The 18,678-nt window shown below is 65.8% G+C and carries 16 protein-coding genes; 13 read left to right on the plus strand and 3 right to left on the minus strand.

Annotated features, from left to right (window positions below):
* Positions 1-87: 87 nt before the first annotated feature.
* From boxC to KW845_RS14695, 4 genes are all read left to right on the plus strand, one after another.
* Positions 88-1,746 (plus strand): 2,3-epoxybenzoyl-CoA dihydrolase, encoded by a 1,659-nt coding sequence (boxC, locus tag KW845_RS14680; RefSeq protein ID WP_218369939.1) that lies wholly within the window; start codon positions 88-90, stop codon positions 1,744-1,746.
* A 64-nt stretch (positions 1,747-1,810) separates the two neighbouring features.
* Positions 1,811-3,238, plus strand: a complete 1,428-nt coding sequence (gene boxB, locus KW845_RS14685) for a benzoyl-CoA 2,3-epoxidase subunit BoxB (RefSeq protein ID WP_218369940.1) — start codon at positions 1,811-1,813, stop codon at positions 3,236-3,238.
* A gap of 29 nt (positions 3,239-3,267) precedes the next feature.
* A complete protein-coding gene (boxA, locus tag KW845_RS14690) occupies positions 3,268-4,530 on the plus strand; it encodes a benzoyl-CoA 2,3-epoxidase subunit BoxA (protein ID WP_218369941.1) in 1,263 nt (420 codons plus the stop codon).
* 86 nt (positions 4,531-4,616) lie between these two features.
* The gene (locus tag KW845_RS14695; RefSeq protein ID WP_218369942.1) at positions 4,617-5,060 is read left to right on the plus strand and encodes a MaoC family dehydratase; all 444 of its coding nucleotides are present in this window, start codon (positions 4,617-4,619) and stop codon (positions 5,058-5,060) included.
* Between the two features lie 138 nt (positions 5,061-5,198).
* On the opposite strand, the gene KW845_RS14700 is transcribed toward KW845_RS14695, so the two are convergent.
* Both KW845_RS14700 and KW845_RS14705 read right to left on the minus strand, forming a co-directional pair.
* A complete protein-coding gene (locus KW845_RS14700; RefSeq protein WP_218369943.1) occupies positions 5,199-6,392 on the minus strand; it encodes an acyl-CoA dehydrogenase in 1,194 nt (397 codons plus the stop codon).
* A 56-nt stretch (positions 6,393-6,448) separates the two neighbouring features.
* Positions 6,449-8,146, minus strand: coding sequence for a thiamine pyrophosphate-binding protein (locus KW845_RS14705; protein ID WP_218369944.1), 1,698 nt, complete (start codon positions 8,144-8,146; stop codon positions 6,449-6,451).
* A gap of 143 nt (positions 8,147-8,289) precedes the next feature.
* On the opposite strand from KW845_RS14705, the gene KW845_RS14710 reads away from it, so the two are divergent.
* The 9 genes from KW845_RS14710 (at position 8,290) to KW845_RS14750 (ending at position 17,394) form a co-directional block, all read left to right on the plus strand.
* Positions 8,290-9,165: a LysR substrate-binding domain-containing protein gene (locus tag KW845_RS14710; RefSeq protein WP_218369945.1), complete on the plus strand. Its 876-nt coding sequence runs from the start codon at positions 8,290-8,292 to the stop codon at positions 9,163-9,165.
* 245 nt (positions 9,166-9,410) lie between these two features.
* Positions 9,411-10,406, plus strand: coding sequence for a tripartite tricarboxylate transporter substrate binding protein (locus KW845_RS14715; RefSeq protein ID WP_218369946.1), 996 nt, complete (start codon positions 9,411-9,413; stop codon positions 10,404-10,406).
* Between the two features lie 43 nt (positions 10,407-10,449).
* The gene (locus KW845_RS14720; protein WP_218369947.1) at positions 10,450-12,624 is read left to right on the plus strand and encodes an arylsulfatase; all 2,175 of its coding nucleotides are present in this window, start codon (positions 10,450-10,452) and stop codon (positions 12,622-12,624) included.
* 78 nt (positions 12,625-12,702) lie between these two features.
* Positions 12,703-13,494: a DeoR/GlpR family DNA-binding transcription regulator gene (locus KW845_RS14725; RefSeq protein ID WP_218369948.1), complete on the plus strand. Its 792-nt coding sequence runs from the start codon at positions 12,703-12,705 to the stop codon at positions 13,492-13,494.
* A 64-nt stretch (positions 13,495-13,558) separates the two neighbouring features.
* Positions 13,559-14,632: an Ldh family oxidoreductase gene (locus tag KW845_RS14730; RefSeq protein ID WP_218369949.1), complete on the plus strand. Its 1,074-nt coding sequence runs from the start codon at positions 13,559-13,561 to the stop codon at positions 14,630-14,632.
* A gap of 43 nt (positions 14,633-14,675) precedes the next feature.
* Positions 14,676-15,608, plus strand: a complete 933-nt coding sequence (xerD, locus tag KW845_RS14735; RefSeq protein ID WP_218369950.1) for a site-specific tyrosine recombinase XerD — start codon at positions 14,676-14,678, stop codon at positions 15,606-15,608.
* Between the two features lie 80 nt (positions 15,609-15,688).
* Complete coding sequence (ybaK, locus tag KW845_RS14740) at positions 15,689-16,177, plus strand: Cys-tRNA(Pro) deacylase (protein ID WP_218369951.1); 489 nt, start codon at positions 15,689-15,691, stop codon at positions 16,175-16,177.
* Between the two features lie 143 nt (positions 16,178-16,320).
* A complete protein-coding gene (locus tag KW845_RS14745; protein ID WP_218369952.1) occupies positions 16,321-16,899 on the plus strand; it encodes a DJ-1/PfpI family protein in 579 nt (192 codons plus the stop codon).
* A gap of 114 nt (positions 16,900-17,013) precedes the next feature.
* Positions 17,014-17,394: a ribbon-helix-helix domain-containing protein gene (locus KW845_RS14750; RefSeq protein ID WP_218369953.1), complete on the plus strand. Its 381-nt coding sequence runs from the start codon at positions 17,014-17,016 to the stop codon at positions 17,392-17,394.
* Positions 17,395-17,407: 13 nt separating this feature from the next.
* Here the strand turns inward: KW845_RS14750 and pbpG are convergent, their stop codons facing one another.
* Positions 17,408-18,607, minus strand: a complete 1,200-nt coding sequence (gene pbpG, locus KW845_RS14755; RefSeq protein WP_255592614.1) for a D-alanyl-D-alanine endopeptidase — start codon at positions 18,605-18,607, stop codon at positions 17,408-17,410.
* Between the last annotated feature and the right edge of the window lie 71 nt (positions 18,608-18,678).

Below are 18,678 nucleotides of genomic sequence, written 5' to 3' on the forward strand. Positions count from 1 at the left end.
TTGACGAGCATTTTTTTGTGAACTAATCTGCACTTTAATTCATTGTATGCAGTATTATTCATATCAAAGCAAGCCCAGGAGACGCAAATGAGCAGCCCCGCCCCCCGCGTGGATTTCCAGACCGAGCCGGCCCGCTACCGGCACTGGAAACTGAAGTTCGACGGCGCGATCGCCACCCTGGCCATGGATGTGGCCGAAGATGGGGGCCTGCGTCCGGGCTACAAGCTCAAGCTGAATTCATACGACCTGGGCGTCGATATCGAGCTGCACGACGCCTTGCAGCGCATCCGCTTCGAACACCCCGAAGTGCGCGCGGTGGTGGTCACCAGCATGAAAGACCGCATCTTCTGTTCGGGGGCCAACATCTTCATGCTGGGCCTGTCCTCGCATGCCTGGAAAGTGAACTTCTGCAAGTTCACCAACGAAACCCGCAACGGCATTGAAGACTCCAGCCGCCATGGCGGGCTGAAGTTCATTGCCGCGCTCAACGGGGCCTGCGCGGGGGGCGGCTACGAACTGGCATTGGCCTGCGACGAGATCTTCCTGGTCGACGACCGGTCTTCCTCGGTGGCCTTGCCCGAAGTGCCGCTGTTGGGCGTACTGCCCGGCACCGGCGGGCTGACCCGCGTCACCGACAAGCGCAAGGTGCGGCACGACCACGCCGATATCTTCTGCACCCTGGTCGAAGGCGTGCGCGGCCAGCGCGCCAAGGACTGGCGCCTGGTCGATCAGGTGGTCAAGCCGGCCCTGTTCGACGCCGCCGTGCAGGCCCGCGCGAACGAGCTGGCGGCGGGCAGCGAGCGGCCCGCGCAGGCGCAAGGCATCAGCCTGGTGCCGTTGTCGCGCACCGAGACCGGCGAGCGCCTGGCCTACCGCTACGTGGATGTAGCGTTCGATCGCGCCAGGCGCCTGGCCACCTGGACCATCCGCGCTCCCCAGGCACCGGTAGAGCAGGATGTGGATGCCATCATGGCGGCCGGCGCCGCCTGGTGGCCGCTGCAGATGGCGCGCGAACTCGATGACGCTATCCTCAGCCTGCGCACCAACGAGCCCGACCTGGGCACCTGGGTCTTCAAGACCGAAGGCGATACCGCGGCGGTGCTGGCCGCCGATGCCGCCCTGCAGCAGCACGCCCAGCATTGGTTCGTGCGCGAGACGGCCGGCATGCTGCGCCGCACGCTGGCGCGGCTGGATGTGACCTCGCGCTCGATCTTCGCGCTGGTCGAGCCCGGCTCGTGCTTTGCCGGCACGCTGTTCGAACTGGCGCTGGCCGCCGACCGCATCTATATGCTTGACGATGAGGACGCCGATGCGCCGGCCCAGATCGTGGTGGGCGAACGCAACTTCGGCGCGTATCCGCTGGTCAACGGGCAAAGCCGCTTGCAGCGCCGCTTTTATGAAGAGACCTTGCCGCTGGAAGCCGTGCGCGCCGCGGCCGGGCAATTGCTGCCGGCCACGCGCGCGCTCGAACTGGGCCTGGTGACTTTCGCGCCCGACAGCATCGATTGGGACGACGAAGTGCGCCTGGCGCTGGAAGAGCGGCGTGCACTGTCGCCCGACGCGCTGACCGGGCTGGAGGCCAATCTGCGCTTCGGCGGACGCGAAACCATGGAAACCCGCATCTTCGGCCGCCTGACCGCGTGGCAGAACTGGATTTTCAACCGTCCCAATGCGGCGGGCGAGAAGGGCGCCCTGAAGCTCTACGGCAAGGGCGAACAAGCCAGCTTCGACTGGAACCGCGTATAGCCCCGCGTACCCGACAGAACACCGGCGGCGGCCCCACGGGCCGCCCACCAAGGAGAGAGCAGACATGTCCGGCATCAACTACAGCGACAAGATTCCCAATAACGTGAACCTGTCCGGCGACCGCGCCTTGCAGCGCGCGCTGGAACACTGGCAGCCCAACTACCTGCAATGGTGGCAGGACATGGGCCCCGACGGGTCGCACGGCTTCGACGTCTACTTGCGCACCGCCGTCAGCGTCCAGCCCGATGGCTGGGCGCATTTCGACCACGTGAAAATGCCCGATTACCGCTGGGGCATCTTCCTGGCCCCGCAGGACGGCCAGCGCAAGATCCATTTCGGCGAGAACCTGGGCCGCGACGTGTGGCAGGACGTGCCCGGCGAACACCGCGCCAACTTGCGCCGCATCATCGTCACCCAGGGCGATACCGAGCCCGCCTCGATTGAGCAGCAGCGCCACCTGGGCATGACCGCCCCGTCGCAGTACGACCTGCGCAACCTGTTCCAGATCAACGTCGAAGAAGGCCGCCACTTGTGGGCCATGGTGTACCTGCTGCACCGCTATTTCGGCCGCGATGGCCGCGAAGAGGCCGATGCGCTGCTGCAGCGCAGTTCGGGCGATGCCGACAACCCGCGCATCCTGGGCGCCTTCAACGAAAAGACGCCCGACTGGCTGGCGTTCTACATGTTCACCTATTTCACCGACCGAGACGGCAAGTTCCAGTTGTGCGCGCTGGCCGAGTCGGGTTTCGACCCGCTGGCCCGCACCACCAAGTTCATGCTGACCGAAGAAGCGCACCACATGTTCGTGGGCGAATCCGGGGTGTCGCGCATCATTCAGCGTACCTGCGAAGTGATGCGCGAGTTGAAGACCGACGATCCGGCCACCGTGCGTGCCGCCGGCGTGATCGACCTGCCCACCATCCAGCGCTACCTGAACTTCCATTACAGCGTCACCATCGACCTGTTCGGCGCCGACCAGTCGTCCAACGCCGCCATCTTCTACGGCTCGGGCCTGAAAGGCCGCTACGAAGAAGGCAAGCGCACCGACGACCATCAACTGAAGAACGACACCTACAGGGTGCTGAGCGTCGATGGCGGCAAGCTGCGCGAGATCGAAGTGCCCATGCTCAACGCCTTGAACGAAGTGTTGCGCGACGACTTCATCCGCGATTCCATGGCCGGCGTCGGCCGCTGGAACAAGGTCATCGAGAAAAGTGGCCTGCCGTATCGCCTGTCGGTGCCGCACAAGGCTTTCAACCGGCAGATCGGCACGCTGGCCGGCATTCGCGTGGCCCCCGAAGGCGAAGTGCTCAGCGAGGCCCAATGGCTGGCCAACCGCGACAAATGGCTGCCCACCGCCGAAGACCGCGCTTACGTGGCGTCGCTGATGGGCCGCATGGTCGAACCGGGCAAGTTCGCCAACTGGATCGCACCGCCCGTCATGGGCGTGAACCGCCAGCCGGTGAACTTCGAGTACGTGCGCTTTAACTAGGCCCCGCCCACACTACAAGGAGCCCGGCAATGAACGCCCCCTTGCCGCCCGAAGTGCTGAAGCAGCACCTGATCGATCCCGAGATCTGCATACGCTGCAACACTTGCGAGGAAACCTGCCCCATCGATGCGATCACGCACGATGGCACCAACTATGTGGTCGACCCGGACATCTGCAATGGCTGCATGGCCTGTGTGCCGCCATGTCCCACCGGGTCGATCGATAATTGGCGGCTGGTGCTCAGGGCCGATGCCTACAGCGTGCAGGATCAATTCGGCTGGGACGAACTGCCGGGGGAAAAACCCCTGCCCGATGGCGCGGCGGCCGATGCGCCGGCAGCGCCGGGCGAGGCGGCGCTAGGCGTGGCCGATAGCGCGCCTGCCGCGGCGCCGGTCGCGCCGGCGACCTTGTTGCCCGGGGCCAGCATCCCGCCCTGGTCGGCTGCACACCCTTATGTGAACCTGTACACGCACAAGACGCCCGCGACCGCCACGGTGGTGGGCAACTACCGCGTCACCGACGCGGACACCGACAGCGATATCCGCCATATCGTGCTGGATTTCGGCAGCCTGCCGTTTCCGGTGCTGGAAGGGCAGTCCATCGGCATCCTGCCGCCCGGCGCCGATGCCCAGGGGCGGGCGCACCATGCGCGCCAGTATTCGCTGGCCAGCCCGCGCGACGGCGAACGGGCGGGCTACAACAACTTGTCGCTGACCGTGAAGCGCGTGACGCAAGACCACGACGGCCAGCCGGCGCTAGGCGTGTGCTCGAACTACCTGTGCGACCTGGCCAAGAACGACACCGTGCAGGTGATAGGGCCATTCGGCAATACCTTCTTGATGCCCAACCACGCGCGCGCCAACCTGATGATGATCTGTACCGGCACCGGTTCGGCCCCCATGCGCGCCATGACCGAACGCTACCGGCGCCGCATCGAGCGCGGCACCAATGGGCGCCTGATGCTGTTCTTCGGTGCCCGCACCCAGCGCGAGCTGCCGTACTTCGGCCCGCTGATGCGCCTGCCGCGCGATTTCATCGACATCAACCTGGCTTTGTCGCGCGATTCGTCGCAGCCCCGGCGCTACGTGCAGGACCTGATCCGCGAGCGCGCCGCCGACGTGCTGGACCTGCTGGCCGACACGAATACCTGCATCTATGTTTGCGGCCTGAAGGGGATGGAGGCCGGCGTGCTGGACGCTTTGCGCGACGTGGCCGTGCAAGCCGGGCAGGATTGGACTATCCTGCATGAAGTGTTGCGCCGCGAGGGGCGGCTGCACTTCGAGACGTACTAGCCGGCGCCTGCGCAGCAACGCGGCCCGCCACTTACACGATGCTCCGGCGCGCCCAGGCACGCCGGTTTTTGTTCGAGAAGCCGACAATGAAGTTTGCAGAATTCAAGGAAGGCATGCTGATCCACGCCGGCCCGGTCACGGTGACCGAAGCCGAGATCCTGCATTTTGCCCGCCAGTATGACCCGCAATGGTTTCACACCGACGTCGAGCGCGCCGCCCAGGGGCGCTGGGGCGGGCTGATCGCCAGCGGCTGGCATACCTGCGCCCTGGCCATGCGCATGGCGGTCGAGGCCGCCTTGCACGATTCGGAATCATTCGGGTCGCCCGGCCTGGGCGAAGTGCGCTGGCGCGTGCCCGTGCGGCCGGGCGATGCCCTGCGCCTGGAAGCGCGCGTGCAGGCCGTGCGCCGCTCGACCTCGCGGAACGACCTGGGCATCATTTCCTGGAACTGGATCGTGCTGAACCAGCACGATGAAGCCGTGCTCGAACTGGACGCCTCCAGCCTGTTCGACCTGGGCGGCACCAACTGACCGACCGCCCGGTCGCTTGCAGGTGTCAGGCTCCGCAGGTGCCTGACACCATGGTGTGCCAAGGCTGTCTCAGTCGTATGATGTCAGGCACCCTGGCGGGAGCCTGACACCTGGGTGACCTGGGCAGCGCCCCGCGGCTCAGCTGAACGCCTGGATACCCGTCTGGGCGCGGCCCAGGATCAGGGCGTGCACGTCGTGCGTGCCTTCGTAGGTGTTCACCACTTCCAGGTTGACCAGGTGGCGGGCCACGCCGAACTCGTCGGAAATGCCGTTGCCGCCCAGCATATCGCGCGCCAGGCGGGCGATATCCAGGGCCTTGCCGCACGAATTGCGCTTCATGATGGACGTGATTTCCACCGCGGCCGTGCCTTCGTCTTTCATGCGGCCCAGGCGTAGGCAGCCTTGCAGGCCCAGCGTGATCTCGGTCTGCATGTCGGCCAGCTTTTTCTGGATCAGCTGGTTGGCCGCCAGGGGGCGGCCGAACTGCTTGCGGTCCAGCGTGTACTGACGGGCGGTATGCCAGCAGGCTTCCGCCGCGCCCAGCGCACCCCAGGCGATGCCGAAGCGGGCCGAGTTCAGGCAGGTGAAGGGGCCGCGCAGGCCGGACACGTCGGGCAGCATCTGTTCGGCCGATACTTCCACTTCGTCCATGACGATTTCGCCGGTGATCGAGGCACGCAGGCCCACCTTGCCATGGATGGCGGGGGCCGACAGGCCCTTCATGCCTTTTTCCAGGATGAAGCCGCGGATCTTGCCGTCGTGGTCGCCGCCCACGCACTTGGCCCACACCACGAACACGTCGGCGATGGGCGAATTGGTGATCCACATCTTGTTGCCCGATACCTTGTAGCCACTGCCGGTCAGCACGGCGCGGGTTTCCATGCCGTTGGGGTCGGAGCCGTGGTTGGGTTCGGTCAGGCCGAAGCAGCCTATCCATTCGCCGCTGGCCAGCTTGGGCAGGTACTTCTGCTTCTGCGCTTCGCTGCCGAACTCATTGATGGGCACCATCACCAGCGACGACTGCACGCTCATCATCGAACGGTAGCCCGAATCGACACGCTCGACTTCACGGGCGATCAGGCCGTAGCTGACGTAGTTCAGGCCCGCGCCGCCATATTCGGTGGGGATGGTTGCGCCCAGCAGGCCCAGTTCGCCCATCTCGGTGAAAATCTCGGCATCGGTCTGCTCGTTGCGAAAGGCGTTGAGCACGCGCGGGGCCAGCTTGTCTTGCGCGTAGGCCGCGGCGGCATCGCGCACCATGCGCTCTTCGTCGGTAAGCTGCTGGTCGAGCAACAGCGGGTCTTGCCAGTGGAAGGAAGGATTCGAGGACATGCGGAAGTCTCCGGTGTGTATGTCGGGATATGGGGATGCGTAGGCGACGCGGGCCGTTACTTGCGGGCCGCGAGCGCCGCGTCGCGGATTTTTTCCAGGGTCGTCGACGGCGTGATGGTTTCGGGGTCGAGCAGGCAGTGCAGGATGGCCGGCTTGCCGCTGGCCAGGGCGCGCTCGAAGGCCGGCGCGAATTGCCCGGTGCTTTCGACCCGTTCGCCGTGGCCGCCGAAGGCCTGCGCGTAGGCGGCGAAATCGGGGTTCTGCAGCGCGGTGGCCGACACGCGGCCGGGATAGTGCTTTTCCTGGTGCATGCGGATGGTGCCATACATGCCGTTATCGATCAGCACCACGATGATGGGCAACTGGTACTGCACGGCAGTGGCGAATTCCTGGCCATGCATCATGAAGCAGCCGTCGCCGGCAAAGCACACCACGGTCTTGCCGGGCTGCACCCGCTTGGCCCCCACGGCGGCCGGCAGGCCATAGCCCATCGACCCCGAGGTGGGCGCCAACTGCGTGCCGTAGCGGGTAAAGCGGTGGAAGCGGTGCAGCCAGGTGGCATAGTTGCCGGCGCCGTTGGTCATGATGGCGTCCGCCGGCAGGGTGCGTTCCAGGTAGGCCATGACTTCGCCCATTTGCAGCGCGCCCGGCGTGCGCACCTTGGCCGGATCGCTCCAGTCCAGGTACGACTGGCGCAGCGCGGCGGTGCCGCCGGCCCAGGCCGGCTGCGCCGGGCCCTGTACATCGGCCAGCGTACGCGCGAACGCGGCCGGCGACGTGTTGATGGCCAGCGTGGCGCGGTAGACACGGCCGAGCTCGGCGCTGTCGGGATGCACGTGCACCAGCTTCTGGCGCGGCACCGGGATGTCCAGCATCGTGTAGGCCTGGCTGGGGCTTTCGGACATGCGGCCGCCCACCAGCAGCACCAGGTCGGCGTCGGCCACGCGCTTGGCCAGCGCGGGGTTCAGCCCCAGGCCCACGTCGCCGATGAAGCAGGGGTGGTCTGCCGGGAACAGCATCTGGCGGCGGAACGACACCGCCGTGGGCAAGGCCAGGCGTTGCGCGAAATCGGCGAACTGGGCCACGGCCTCGGCGCTCCAGCGCGAACCGCCCAGAATGGCCATGGGCGCGCGCGCCTGCGACAGCAACTGCCGCAGTTCATCGAGCTGGCCGGCGGCGGGCGCCGTGTCGATGACTTCATAGTGCGGCGCGTCGGCGACGCTGGCGGTCTCGGTCAGCATGTCTTCGGGCAGCGCGATCACCACCGGACCGGGCCGGCCCGAGGTCGCCACATGGAAGGCGCGCGAAATCAGTTCGGGAATACGCTCGACCTGGTCGATCTCGGTCACCCACTTGGCTTGCGTGCCGAATACGGCGCGGTAGTCCATTTCCTGGAATGCCTCGCGCTCGCGCATGCCGCGCTCGATCTGGCCCACGAACAGGATCAGCGGGGTGGAGTCCTGTTTGGCAATGTGGATGCCGGCCATGGCGTTGGCGGCACCCGGGCCGCGCGTCACCATGCAGATACCGGGCTCGCCGCTCAGCTTGCCGTGCGCGTCGGCCATCATGGCCGCGCCGCCTTCCTGGCGGCACACGGTGACGTCGATCTGCGCATCATGCAGGCCGTCCAGGACGGCCAGGTAGCTTTCGCCGGGCACGCAGAACACGTGCTTGACGCCATGGGCGGCCAGTTGGTCGACCAGGATGTGGCCGCCCAGGCGGGGGGCAAGAGAAGGGGAAGTAGGAGTTGTCATAATCAACCGGGATTCAAGCCGTCGAGCATAATGTTCCTGGGTTGCACAATGCAATTGATAAAATTGCACAATCTATTGACCTGCCGGCACGTCGTCCCCAGGTTTGGCGGCGGCTGGCCGGTAACGCAACACGCTATCTTCCCATGAGAAACGGCATCCCCAACCTTAGCGCCCTGCAGGCTTTCGAGGCTTCGGCCCGCCTGGGCAGCTTTTCGCGCGCCGCCGAAGAACTGTCCCTGACGCACAGCGCGGTGTACCGGCAGGTGGCCAGCCTGGAAGCCCGGCTGGGGGTGCAGCTGTTTACGCGCGTGCGCCGCCGCATCGTGCTGACCGACCATGGTGCCGAATACGCCGGGCGCATCCGGCACCACCTGGACCAGATCGAAAAAGACACCTTCGGCCTGGTCAGCCGTACCGGCATGGGCCGCAGCATCCATATCGCGGTGGTGCCCACGCTGGCCACCACTTGGCTGATCCCGCGCCTGGCCAGCTTCCAGCAGCAGCACCCGGACATCACCGTCAGCCTGTCGGTGCGCACGCTGCCGTTCCAGTTCAAAGACCAGCCTTTCGACGGCGCTCTTTACCACGCCAGCGGCATCTGGCCCGGCACCCAGGGAGCCCTGCTGTTTGCCGAAAAAGAACTGGTACCGGTCTGTGCGCCCCATCTGCCGCGCCGCGCCGAAGAGGGGCTGGCGGGTCTGACGCACTTGCACCTGAGCTCGCGCCCCGATGCCTGGCGGCAATGGTATGCGGCCAACCGGCAGCCCTACGGCCCGCAGGCGGCGGGCGGGCCGCGCTACGAGCTGTTCACCATGATGCTGGCGGCCGCCCAGGCCGGCCTGGGCGTGGGGCTGGTGCCGTACTTCCTGGCCCAGCCCGCCCTGCAGGCGGGCACGCTGGTGCAACCCGTGCCGGAAGTACTGGCTGTGGGGCAGGGCTATTACTTCGGCTACCCGCAGCGCGACGAGCGTTCCGATGCCCTGCGGGCATTCGAGGCCTGGTTGAAGTCGGCCGCGTAGCGCGCGGCCATTCGTGATCCATTACCGATCCGGCAGGCCGCTCCGGTGGCAGGGGCGGCCTGTCCATGCTATCTGCGTAATCTATCAAAAATCGTCATAACCGATTATATTCAACCATGATTGCCGGAAAATAATGCCTTTGCATGGCGGAATTTGACCGAAATCACTTATAAACATTCAACTCCTCCCATCCCGGGGCACACCGGGCGGACCGGAGCCAGGCATTACAAGATAGGAGACAAAACATGTTCCGCAATCGGTTGACGCGGCGCGGCGCCTTGCAAGCGCTGGCTGGCATGGCCGCCATGGCCAATACTTCTTCATGGGCCCAGGAAACCGGGAAATGGCCGGCCCGGCCGGTGCGTGTTGTCGTGCCAGTGGCTTCCGGCGGCATTATCGATCTGTTGGCGCGGGCTGTCGGCGAAGCCGTGACACCCGGGCTGGGGCAGCCGCTGGTGGTGGAATCCCGTCCTGGCGCAGACCACCTGATTGGTATCCAGAACGTCGCCAAGAGCAACCCCGATGGCTATTCCTGGCTTTGCGCATCGGTACCGTTCACCGTCAATCCGGCATTGCGCAAAACCCCGGGCTACGATCCGATCGGCGATTTCCGGCCACTGTGCCTGATCGCCACCAGCCCCAATGTGCTTGTCGTGCATCCCGACGTCAAGGCCGGATCGCTGGCGCAGTTTGTCGAGCTGGCCAAGCGCGAACCGGGCAAGCTCACCTACGGCAATCCGGGCAACGGCTCGTCGAATCACCTGGGCATGGAATTGTTCAAGAGCGAGGCCGGCATCGACCTGCTGGGCATTCCGTACAAGGGCCAGCCGCCTTCTATTTCGGATTTGCTGGCCGGCCGGCTCGACTGCATGCTGATGAGCGTGTCCCTGGCGAAAAACTACATCCAGGCCGGCCAGTTGCGCCCTTTGGCGGCGGTCGCCCCGCAACGGATTGCGGCGCTGCCGCAGGTGCCCACCATGAAAGAAGGCGGCTACCCCGGCGTAGACGTAGTGCCCTGGTTCGGCCTGCTGGCGCCCGCGCAAACGCCGGACGCCATCATCGACAAGGCCAGTGCCGCGCTGCAGGCGGCGATGCAGACGCCCAAGCTGCAAACGTCGATCCAGCATATCGGCGCCACTCCCTATGCTTCCGGCACGCCCGCCGCGTTCGATAAGCTGATCCAGGCCGAGCTGGCGAAATGGCCGGCCGTGCTTGCGCGCGCCGGTATCGAGAAAACCTGATGCGCATCGGGCGCGCATCGAAGAACAACCGGAGACAGCACACATGAGCCACGCCAAGCGTCCCAACGTCGTCTTTATCGTCCTGGACGATGTGGGGTTTTCCGATCTGGGATGCTATGGATCGGAAATCCCGACGCCGCGCATCGACCAATTGGCAACCGAAGGCCTGCGCTACAACAATTTCCATGTGACGGCGATGTGTTCGCCCACGCGGGCCTGCTTGCTGACTGGCCGCAATGCGCATTCGGTGGGCGTGGGCATCATCGCGGAATGGGCCAATGGCCAGCCCGGCTATGACGGGCGCATCTATCCCAGCGCCGGCACGTTGCCGGAAGTCTTGCGGCGCGAGGGCTACAACACGATGGCCGTCGGCAAATGGCATCTGGCCGGCACCGAGGAATACGGCGCAGCCGGCCCATTTTCCAACTGGCCGCTGGGCAAGGGTTTCAATCGCTGGTACGGGTTTCATGGCGCGCTGGCGGACCAGTATTACCCCGAGCTTTATGTCGACAACCACCCCATCCACCTGGACCCGCCTCCAGGCTACCACCTGAGCGTCGACCTGGTGGACCAGAGCCTGGGCATGATCCGCGACCATTGCACCAGTGCGCCGGCCGCACCGTTCATGATGTATGTGGCCTTCGGCGCCTGCCACTGGCCGCACCAGGCGCCGCCCGAATACATCGACCGGTTCAAGGGCAAATACGACCGCGGTTGGGATGAAATACGCGCGCAGCGGTTGAAAGCGCAGATCGAGATGGGCATCGTGCCCGCGGGCACCCGCCTGGCGCCGCGCAACGACGATGTGCGGCCGTGGGATGAAGTGCAGCGCGACGACGCTGTGGTGAGCCTGAGTACGCGGCTGCAGGAAGCCTATGCGGGCTTCATGGCGCATACCGACGAACAGATCGGGCGCCTGCTCGATGGCCTGCAGGCATTGAGCGTGCTGGAGGACACCATCGTGGTGCTGCTGTCCGACAATGGCGCCAGCCCCGAGGGCGGCCCGACCGGGGCGATCAACCTGCGCAAGCACATGGTGTACGAACTGGACGACCCCCGGCAGGCCGTGCGCCATCTCGACAAGATCGGTACCGCGCAGGCATTCAACCACTATCCGACCGGCTGGGCACAGGTCAGCAATACGCCGCTCAAGTGGTACAAGAAAGACACGCACGGCGGCGGCGTGCGCGCGCCGCTGATTGTGCGCTGGCCCAAGGGGTTTGCCGCCGCGGGCGGGATTCGCACGCAGTTCCACCACGTGATCGATATTGCCCCCACCCTCTACGACGTGCTGGGCATTGCGCCGCCGGACGAGATCGCGGGCGTCGCGCAGCAACCGTTGCATGGCATCAGTATGGCTTACAGCTTCGACCAGGCGTCGGCCGCCAGCCGGCGCACCCGGCAGTACTTCGAGTTGCTGGGCGATCGCGCGCTGTGGCAAGACGGCTGGAAAGCGGTGACGCGGCACCGCAAGGGCACGCCCATGGATAGCGACGTGTGGGAGCTCTATCACATAGACCAGGATTTCTCCGAGGCGGACGACCTGGCGCAGACCGAATCCGCGCGCTTGAAGAACATGGTGCAGGCCTGGCAGCACGAAGCGGAACGCTATGGCGTGTTGCCGCTGGATGACCGCGAGTGGGAACGGGCCGCCGAGCGCATACGCGAAGGTTCGCGCGCCCAATATGTGTACCGGCCGCACATGGCCCGCATCGACCGCCTGATGGCGCCCGACGTCACGGGCAAGAGCTTCCGCATCGAAGCCTCGCTGAACCGATCCGGCGCGCCGCTGCAGGGCGTGATGCTGGCCTGGGGCAGCCGGCTGGGAGGCCTGGTGCTGTATGCGCGCGCGGGCAAGCTGGTGCTGGAATACGTGTTTTCGCAGGATGAGCGGGTGGTGATCGAGGCCGACGACACGCTGCCCAAGGGACAGGCCAGCGTGGTCGCCATCTTCGATCGCAATGACGATGGCAGTATCGACGTCAGTCTGACGGGAACCGGGCTGGGCCAGGCGCGCGGCCGTTGCGCCAAGTCCTGGCCGACCCATGGCATGACGGCTGGCCTGTCTTGCGGGCACGATGCGGGGCATCCGGTCAGCAACACCTATGCCGCGCCTTTTCCCTTTGCCGGCTCCGAACTGCTACAGGTTACGCTAACGGTCGACCAGAACGACGGGCCCCGCCCAAGCCAGCCTGTATCGACCTTCCAGGAAGACTGACAGGCATGCGGCCGTCCGTTGCCCGCGGATATGCGCTGGCCGGGCCCTGCATCCAAGGCCGGCACAGGAACTCGTGAAATGCAAAAGAACGACCGTTCGATGTTGGCACCCCAAAGACACGCGCTGATTCTGGACCATCTGCGCGGCAACGGCAGCGCATCATTGGCGACGCTGACGCGGCTGACCGGTGCATCCGAGTCCACGATCCGTCGCGACCTGCTCGAGTTGAGCACGCGCAGCGGCAGCGTGCGGCGCATCCATGGCGGGGTGATCAGCGCGCGCCTCGAGTCGTCCACCTACGAGCCGCCCGCACAGGTGGCCGAACAGCTTCATCCCGAAGCCAAGCAGCGCATCGGCGAGGCCGCCGCCGGACTGATACTGGATGGCCAGAGCGTCATGTTCGACAGCAGCTCCACCGTCATGGAGGCGGCGCGCGCTGCCGTCCGGCGCGGGCTGGCGATTACCTCCATCACCAACGACTTGGCCACCGCGCAGGTGTTGAACACCTCGGCGGCAGGCTGTGTCATCGTGACCGGGGGCACGGTGCGCCCGAACAGCAACACGCTATATGGCCCCCCTTGCGAATCGCTGCTGCGCAGCGTCTATGTCGATTTGCTGTTCCTGGGCGTGCACGCGGTATCCGACACGGGTGTCACGGAAAGTTCGATCGAGATCGCCGATATCAAACGTCACATGATCGCCACCGCAAAGCGCGTGGTGCTGCTTGCCGACCAGTCCAAGTTCGGGCGACGTTCGTTCACGCAGATATGCGGGTTGGAAAAAATCCACATGCTTGTCACCGATGCCACCTCCGAGCAGTGCGAGGCACTGGGCCTGCAGGAACGGGGAATAGAAGCGCTGCGGGTCTGATCCCGTAACCCGGCCCGGCCGTGAATGGACTTGGCCTGAAGACAAGAATCAAGGAGAGCACGCCATGACAGTACAAGGGGATAGCCGGCGCTACGGCGTGGACGAAACCAGGGCGTTCGCGCAAGCGCTCTTTCGGGCGGCGGGGCTGGATGAAGACAAGGCCCGAACGGTCGGCGAGATCTTGCTCGAAGCCGACCTCATGGGCCACGCTACACACGGCCTGGCGTTGGCGCCCGCCTATCTTGACGCCGCGGCCTCGGGGGCGTTGCTGGGTAGCGGCGAGCCGGACGTCGTGGCCGACCGCGGCGCCTGCATCACCTGGCGCGGCAAGCGCCTGCCTGGTCCGTGGCTGACCGCCAAGGCAGTCGACCTGGCGCTCGATCGCGTGCAGACCTATGGCACGGTTACCGTGGCTATCTCCGATAGCCATCACATTGGTGCGCTGGCCGCCTACCTGACTCGCGCTACCGACCGGGGCTGCCTGGCGATGATCGCCAGTTCCATGCCGTCGCTGGCCGGCGTCGCTCCCTATGGCGGGACACAGGCGGTCTTCACGCCCAATCCGATCGCGGCGGGCATCCCTACCGAGGGCGATCCCATCCTGCTGGATATCAGTGCGTCGATCACCACCATCAACATGACCCGCCAACTGGTCAAGGCCGGCCAGGTTTTCCCGCAGGCCTGGGCCATGGATGCCCAGGGCAATCCCAGTACCGACCCGCAGGTGGCGTTGTCGCAGGGCGGCACGCTGTTGCCGGTGGGTGGGCTGGACCACGGGCACAAAGGCTACGGCTGGGCGCTGCTGGTCGAGGCGCTGTCGACCCTGTCCGGATTCGGGCGGGCAGACCAGCCTGCCGGCACATGCGTGTCGGTGTTCATTCAGGTCATCGACCCGGGCGCGTTTGGCGGTCAAGCAGATTTCGCACGGCAGATGGGCTGGCTGGCCGATGCCTGCAAGACCAATCCGCCGCGGCCAGGCGTGGATCGGGTACGCTTGCCGGGAGAGCGCGGCCTGGCAATCAAGCGCGAATCGCTGGTGCAGGGCGTGGCCTTGTCCGACAGCATCATGCAGGGGTTGTCGCGCTGGGCGCAAACACATGGCGTGCCGCTGCCGCAAGCACTGCCCGCGGACGACTGACCGGTAGAATGGGCGGGCTGCCCGATTCCGGTTCTGTTCGCCCATGTCCCACGCCGATCCCCTGGCCTCGCAGGCCGATATCGATGCCTTCATCGACGCCGTCTGGCTCGAAGACGGCCTGGCCGCCAATACCCTGGCCGCCTATCGCCGCGACCTCAGCGCCTTCGCGCAATGGCTGGAAAAACCCGCCGAGCATGGCGGCGCAGCCTCGGCGGGCCGGTTGCGCGATGCCGGCACCGGCGATATCGAAGCCTGGTTCGCCGCGCGCCATGGCGATAGCCGGGCCACCACGGCCAACCGCCGGCTGGCGGCGCTGCGGCGTTTTTTCGCCTGGGCGCTGCGCGAGCACCTTACCCAGCGCGATCCCTGTCTGACTCTCAGCGCGGCCAAGCAGCCACCGCGCATGCCCAAGACGCTTTCCGAGGCGCAAGTCGATGCCCTGTTGCGCGCGCCCGACCTGAACACCGTACGCGGGCTGCGCGATCGCGCCATGCTGGAAACCCTTTACGCCACCGGCCTGCGGGTGTCCGAACTGGTGAACATCAAAGTGCTCGAGGTCAGCCTGAACGAAGGCGTCGTGCGCGTGGTGATGGGCAAGGGCGGCAAAGACCGGCTGGTGCCGCTGGGTGCCGAGGCGGCGCACTGGATCGACCGCTACCTGCAAGGCGCGCGGCCCGAGCTGGCCGGTGCGCGCGTCAGCGATGCGCTGTTCCTGACCGCGCGCGCGCAGCCCATGACGCGCCAGGCATTCTGGCAACTGATCAAGAAGTACGCCGTCATTTCCGGTGTGCATGCGCCGCTGTCGCCGCACGTGCTGCGCCATGCCTTCGCCACGCATCTGCTCAATCATGGCGCCGACCTGCGCGTGGTGCAGATGCTGCTGGGCCATGCCGATATTTCCACCACCCAGATCTACACGCACGTGGCCCGCGAACGCCTGAAAGCCTTGCACGCGGCGCATCATCCGCGCGCCTGAGCGGCGCCGCGTTGCGCCGCGGGCGGCCGCTGCCTACACTACGGGCTTTTCATCCGCCGCATCGCGGCCCGCCCGGCGTCATGAGCAAAGCCCGCCACGTATCCGAAACGCCCGCCACCCAGATGCTGAAGCGGCACAAGGTGGCATACACCGAACACACTTACGACTACGTCGAGCATGGCGGCGCGGGCGAGGCCGCGCGTCAGTTGGGCCTGGACCCGCATGCGGTGGTGAAGACACTGATCATGGAAGACGAGGCGGCCCGCCCGCTGGTGGTGGTGATGCATGGCGACCGCGAAGTGTCCACCAAGAACCTGGCGCGCCAGGCCGGCCTGAAGAAAGTCGCGCCCTGCCAGCCCGACGTTGCGCAGCGGCATTCCGGCTACCAGGTCGGCGGCACCTCGCCGTTCGGCACGCGCAAGCGCATGCCGGTGTGGGTCGAGGCCCTGGTGCTGGAATGCCCCGTGGTGTACATCAACGGCGGGCGGCGCGGCTACCTGATCGGCATCGACCCGCAGGCCTTGGTCAGGCTGCTTGACGCGCGGCCCGTATCGGTGGCGCTGGAGTAGGCGCGGGCGCCGCTTGCGGTATTCCGCTACTACCCGCAGCGCAACCGTCTGCCGCACAATCAAGACAAGCTCGTCGTGCGCGCCGCCGGGCACCCGCGGTATCCGGCACCCCTCGCGCCACGGCCGACAACCAGGAGACCGATATGGGCAAGAAACTGCTGATGCTGGTGGGTGATTACGTCGAAGATTACGAAACCATGGTGCCGTTCCAGGCGCTGCAGGCGGTGGGGCACACGGTGCATGCCGTCTGCCCTGGCAAGAAAGCTGGCGACAGCGTGGCCACCGCCATCCACGACTTCGAAGGCGCGCAAACCTACAGCGAAAAGCGCGGCCACAACTTCGCGCTGAACCACGATTTCGAACAAGCCGACGCCGATGCCTACGATGGCCTGGTCATCCCGGGCGGGCGCGCGCCCGAATACCTGCGCTTGAACGAACAGGTGCTGGAAATCGTGCGGCAGTTCGACCGCGCCGGCAAGCCCATCGCGGCGGTCTGCCACGGCGCGCAAGTGCTGGCCGCCGCCGGTATCCTGAAGGGCCGCACCTGCTCGGCCTATCCGGCTTGCGCCCCGGAAGTGCGGCTGGCCGGCGGCACCTATGCCGAGATCGCCATCGACCAGGCGCATACCGACGGCAACCTGGTCACCGCCCCGGCCTGGCCGGCGCATCCGGCCTGGCTGGCGCAGTTCCTGAAAGTACTGGGCACCACCATCACGCACTGACTCTGCGCGTGGGCGGCTTGCGCTCCCGATCCCAGGCGCCTGCAGGGCGCCTGGCCCTTGCTGTCCACCCCTGGTCGGTCGTACAGTGAAGAACGCCACCACAAGAGCCTTGCCATGTGCGAAATCTTCATCCGCGCCCACCCCGATTCCTACGCGCCCGAAACCCGTTCGCTACGGCTGCATGGGGTTGCCACCAGCGTCCGGCTCGAACGCCTGTTCTGGTCGGTGCTGGAAGAAATCGCCGCGCGCGACGGCCTGCGCGTCAATCAATTGATCGAGCGCCTTTACGACGAACTGGTCGAATATCGCGGCGAGGCAGCGAATTTCACATCGTTCTTGCGCGTGTGCTGCCTGCGTTATGAAGTGCTGCAGGCCGATGGCCGCATTCCTACCGATGCCACGGTGCCGATCCGTTCTCTGGATGCGCGCGCCGTGCTGGCGGGTTTGCCCGATGAACTGCACGACGGCGCGATGCCGCGCCGGGCGGCCGCCTGAGGCGGCCTGGGCGCTACAGCATCGCCATGGCCACGTCGCTTTGCAGTATGCGCCGCAGGCGCACTGCATCGCCAATGCGCGACAGCTTGCCTTGCGAGTCCAGCAGCACCATGGCCACGTCGCGGCCGTTGATGCGCGCCAGCATCACCAGGCATTCGCCCGCTTCATTGATATAGCCCGTCTTCGAGATCTTGATGTCCCAGTCGGACTTGCGCACCAGCAGGTTGGTATTGCGGAACAACTGCGTACGATTGGCGACGTCCACTTCGTATTGGTCGTCGGTGGAATAACGATGGATCAGCGGGCGTTGCGAGGCTGCGCGCAGCAACCGCGCCAGGTCGCGCGGCGACGAGACATTCTGGCTGGACAGGCCGGTGGGCTCGATGAAATGCGTGTTGGACATGCCCAGCGCCCGCGCCTTGCGATTCATGGCCTCGACGAAGGCGGGCATGCCACCCGGGTAATTGCGCCCCAGCGCATGCGCGGCACGGTTTTCCGACGACATCAGGGCCAGGTGCAGCATGTCGCCGCGGTTCAGGCGCGTACCCACCACCAGGCGCGAAGTCGTATGTTTGAGCGTGTCGACGTCATCGTCGGTGATTTCCAGCATCTGGTCCATGGGCTGGTTGGCGTCGACCACCACCAGCGCCGTCATCAGCTTCGAGATCGACGCGATCGGCCGCACCACGTTGTCGTTCTTGGCGAACAGCACCGTCGAGGTTTCCAGGTCTTGCACATAGGCCGTGGTGGAACGCAGCGCCTCGATCTCGGCGCGCACCGACGCGGCCGGCGGCGGCAGGGCCGCGGCGCTGGCGCGTGCCTGCGCCCGGGCATGGGCGCGCTGGCGATGGACGATGCTGCTTTTGCGCGACTTGCTCTTGGACGCAACGGTTTTCTTGGATGCTCTTTTCTTGGATGCGGTCTTCTTGGTAACCGTCTTCGCCGCGGTTTTCTTCGACGCGGTCTTTTTGGTCGTGGCCTTGGACGATGCCTTCGACACGGTCTTCTTGCTGGCGGTCTTGCTGGCCGTCTTGGCCGCCGGTTTCTTTGCGGTCGTCTTGGCCTTGGTGGCCTTGCAGGTCGCCGATTTCGCGTTGGCCTTGCATGGATCGGCCGCCTTGGCCGCGTGTGCCCCACCGGGCAGCAGGGTGCCTAACGCCAGTGCCAGGGGCACCAGGGCGGTCGCAACGGCGCGTTTCCAGAAAAAAACCATATAGCTAGCAGGGTGAAAAAAAGGGGCGCGCGACCGGGGTGGTCAGAATGGCTTGAGCGGAGCCGGGAAAA

Source organism: Bordetella sp. BOR01, from assembly GCF_019218885.1.
In the GTDB taxonomy this organism is placed as follows: Bacteria; Pseudomonadota; Gammaproteobacteria; order Burkholderiales; family Burkholderiaceae_B; genus Bordetella_A.

Excerpts from the sequence above, each read along its gene's own strand:
- boxA (WP_218369941.1), top strand. The coding sequence starts at position 3,268 with ATGAACGCCCCCTTGCCGCCCGAAGTGCTGAAGCAGCACCTGATCGAT.
- KW845_RS14705 (WP_218369944.1), bottom strand. The coding sequence starts at position 8,146 with ATGACAACTCCTACTTCCCCTTCTCTTGCCCCCCGCCTGGGCGGCCAC.
- ybaK (WP_218369951.1), top strand. The coding sequence starts at position 15,689 with ATGAGCAAAGCCCGCCACGTATCCGAAACGCCCGCCACCCAGATGCTG.
- pbpG (WP_255592614.1), bottom strand. The coding sequence starts at position 18,607 with ATGGTTTTTTTCTGGAAACGCGCCGTTGCGACCGCCCTGGTGCCCCTG.
- KW845_RS14715 (WP_218369946.1), top strand. The coding sequence starts at position 9,411 with ATGTTCCGCAATCGGTTGACGCGGCGCGGCGCCTTGCAAGCGCTGGCT.
- KW845_RS14720 (WP_218369947.1), top strand. The coding sequence starts at position 10,450 with ATGAGCCACGCCAAGCGTCCCAACGTCGTCTTTATCGTCCTGGACGAT.
- boxC (WP_218369939.1), top strand. The coding sequence starts at position 88 with ATGAGCAGCCCCGCCCCCCGCGTGGATTTCCAGACCGAGCCGGCCCGC.
- xerD (WP_218369950.1), top strand. The coding sequence starts at position 14,676 with ATGTCCCACGCCGATCCCCTGGCCTCGCAGGCCGATATCGATGCCTTC.
- KW845_RS14750 (WP_218369953.1), top strand. The coding sequence starts at position 17,014 with ATGTGCGAAATCTTCATCCGCGCCCACCCCGATTCCTACGCGCCCGAA.
- KW845_RS14700 (WP_218369943.1), bottom strand. The coding sequence starts at position 6,392 with ATGTCCTCGAATCCTTCCTTCCACTGGCAAGACCCGCTGTTGCTCGAC.
- KW845_RS14745 (WP_218369952.1), top strand. The coding sequence starts at position 16,321 with ATGGGCAAGAAACTGCTGATGCTGGTGGGTGATTACGTCGAAGATTAC.
- KW845_RS14710 (WP_218369945.1), top strand. The coding sequence starts at position 8,290 with ATGAGAAACGGCATCCCCAACCTTAGCGCCCTGCAGGCTTTCGAGGCT.
- KW845_RS14695 (WP_218369942.1), top strand. The coding sequence starts at position 4,617 with ATGAAGTTTGCAGAATTCAAGGAAGGCATGCTGATCCACGCCGGCCCG.
- KW845_RS14730 (WP_218369949.1), top strand. The coding sequence starts at position 13,559 with ATGACAGTACAAGGGGATAGCCGGCGCTACGGCGTGGACGAAACCAGG.
- KW845_RS14725 (WP_218369948.1), top strand. The coding sequence starts at position 12,703 with ATGCAAAAGAACGACCGTTCGATGTTGGCACCCCAAAGACACGCGCTG.
- boxB (WP_218369940.1), top strand. The coding sequence starts at position 1,811 with ATGTCCGGCATCAACTACAGCGACAAGATTCCCAATAACGTGAACCTG.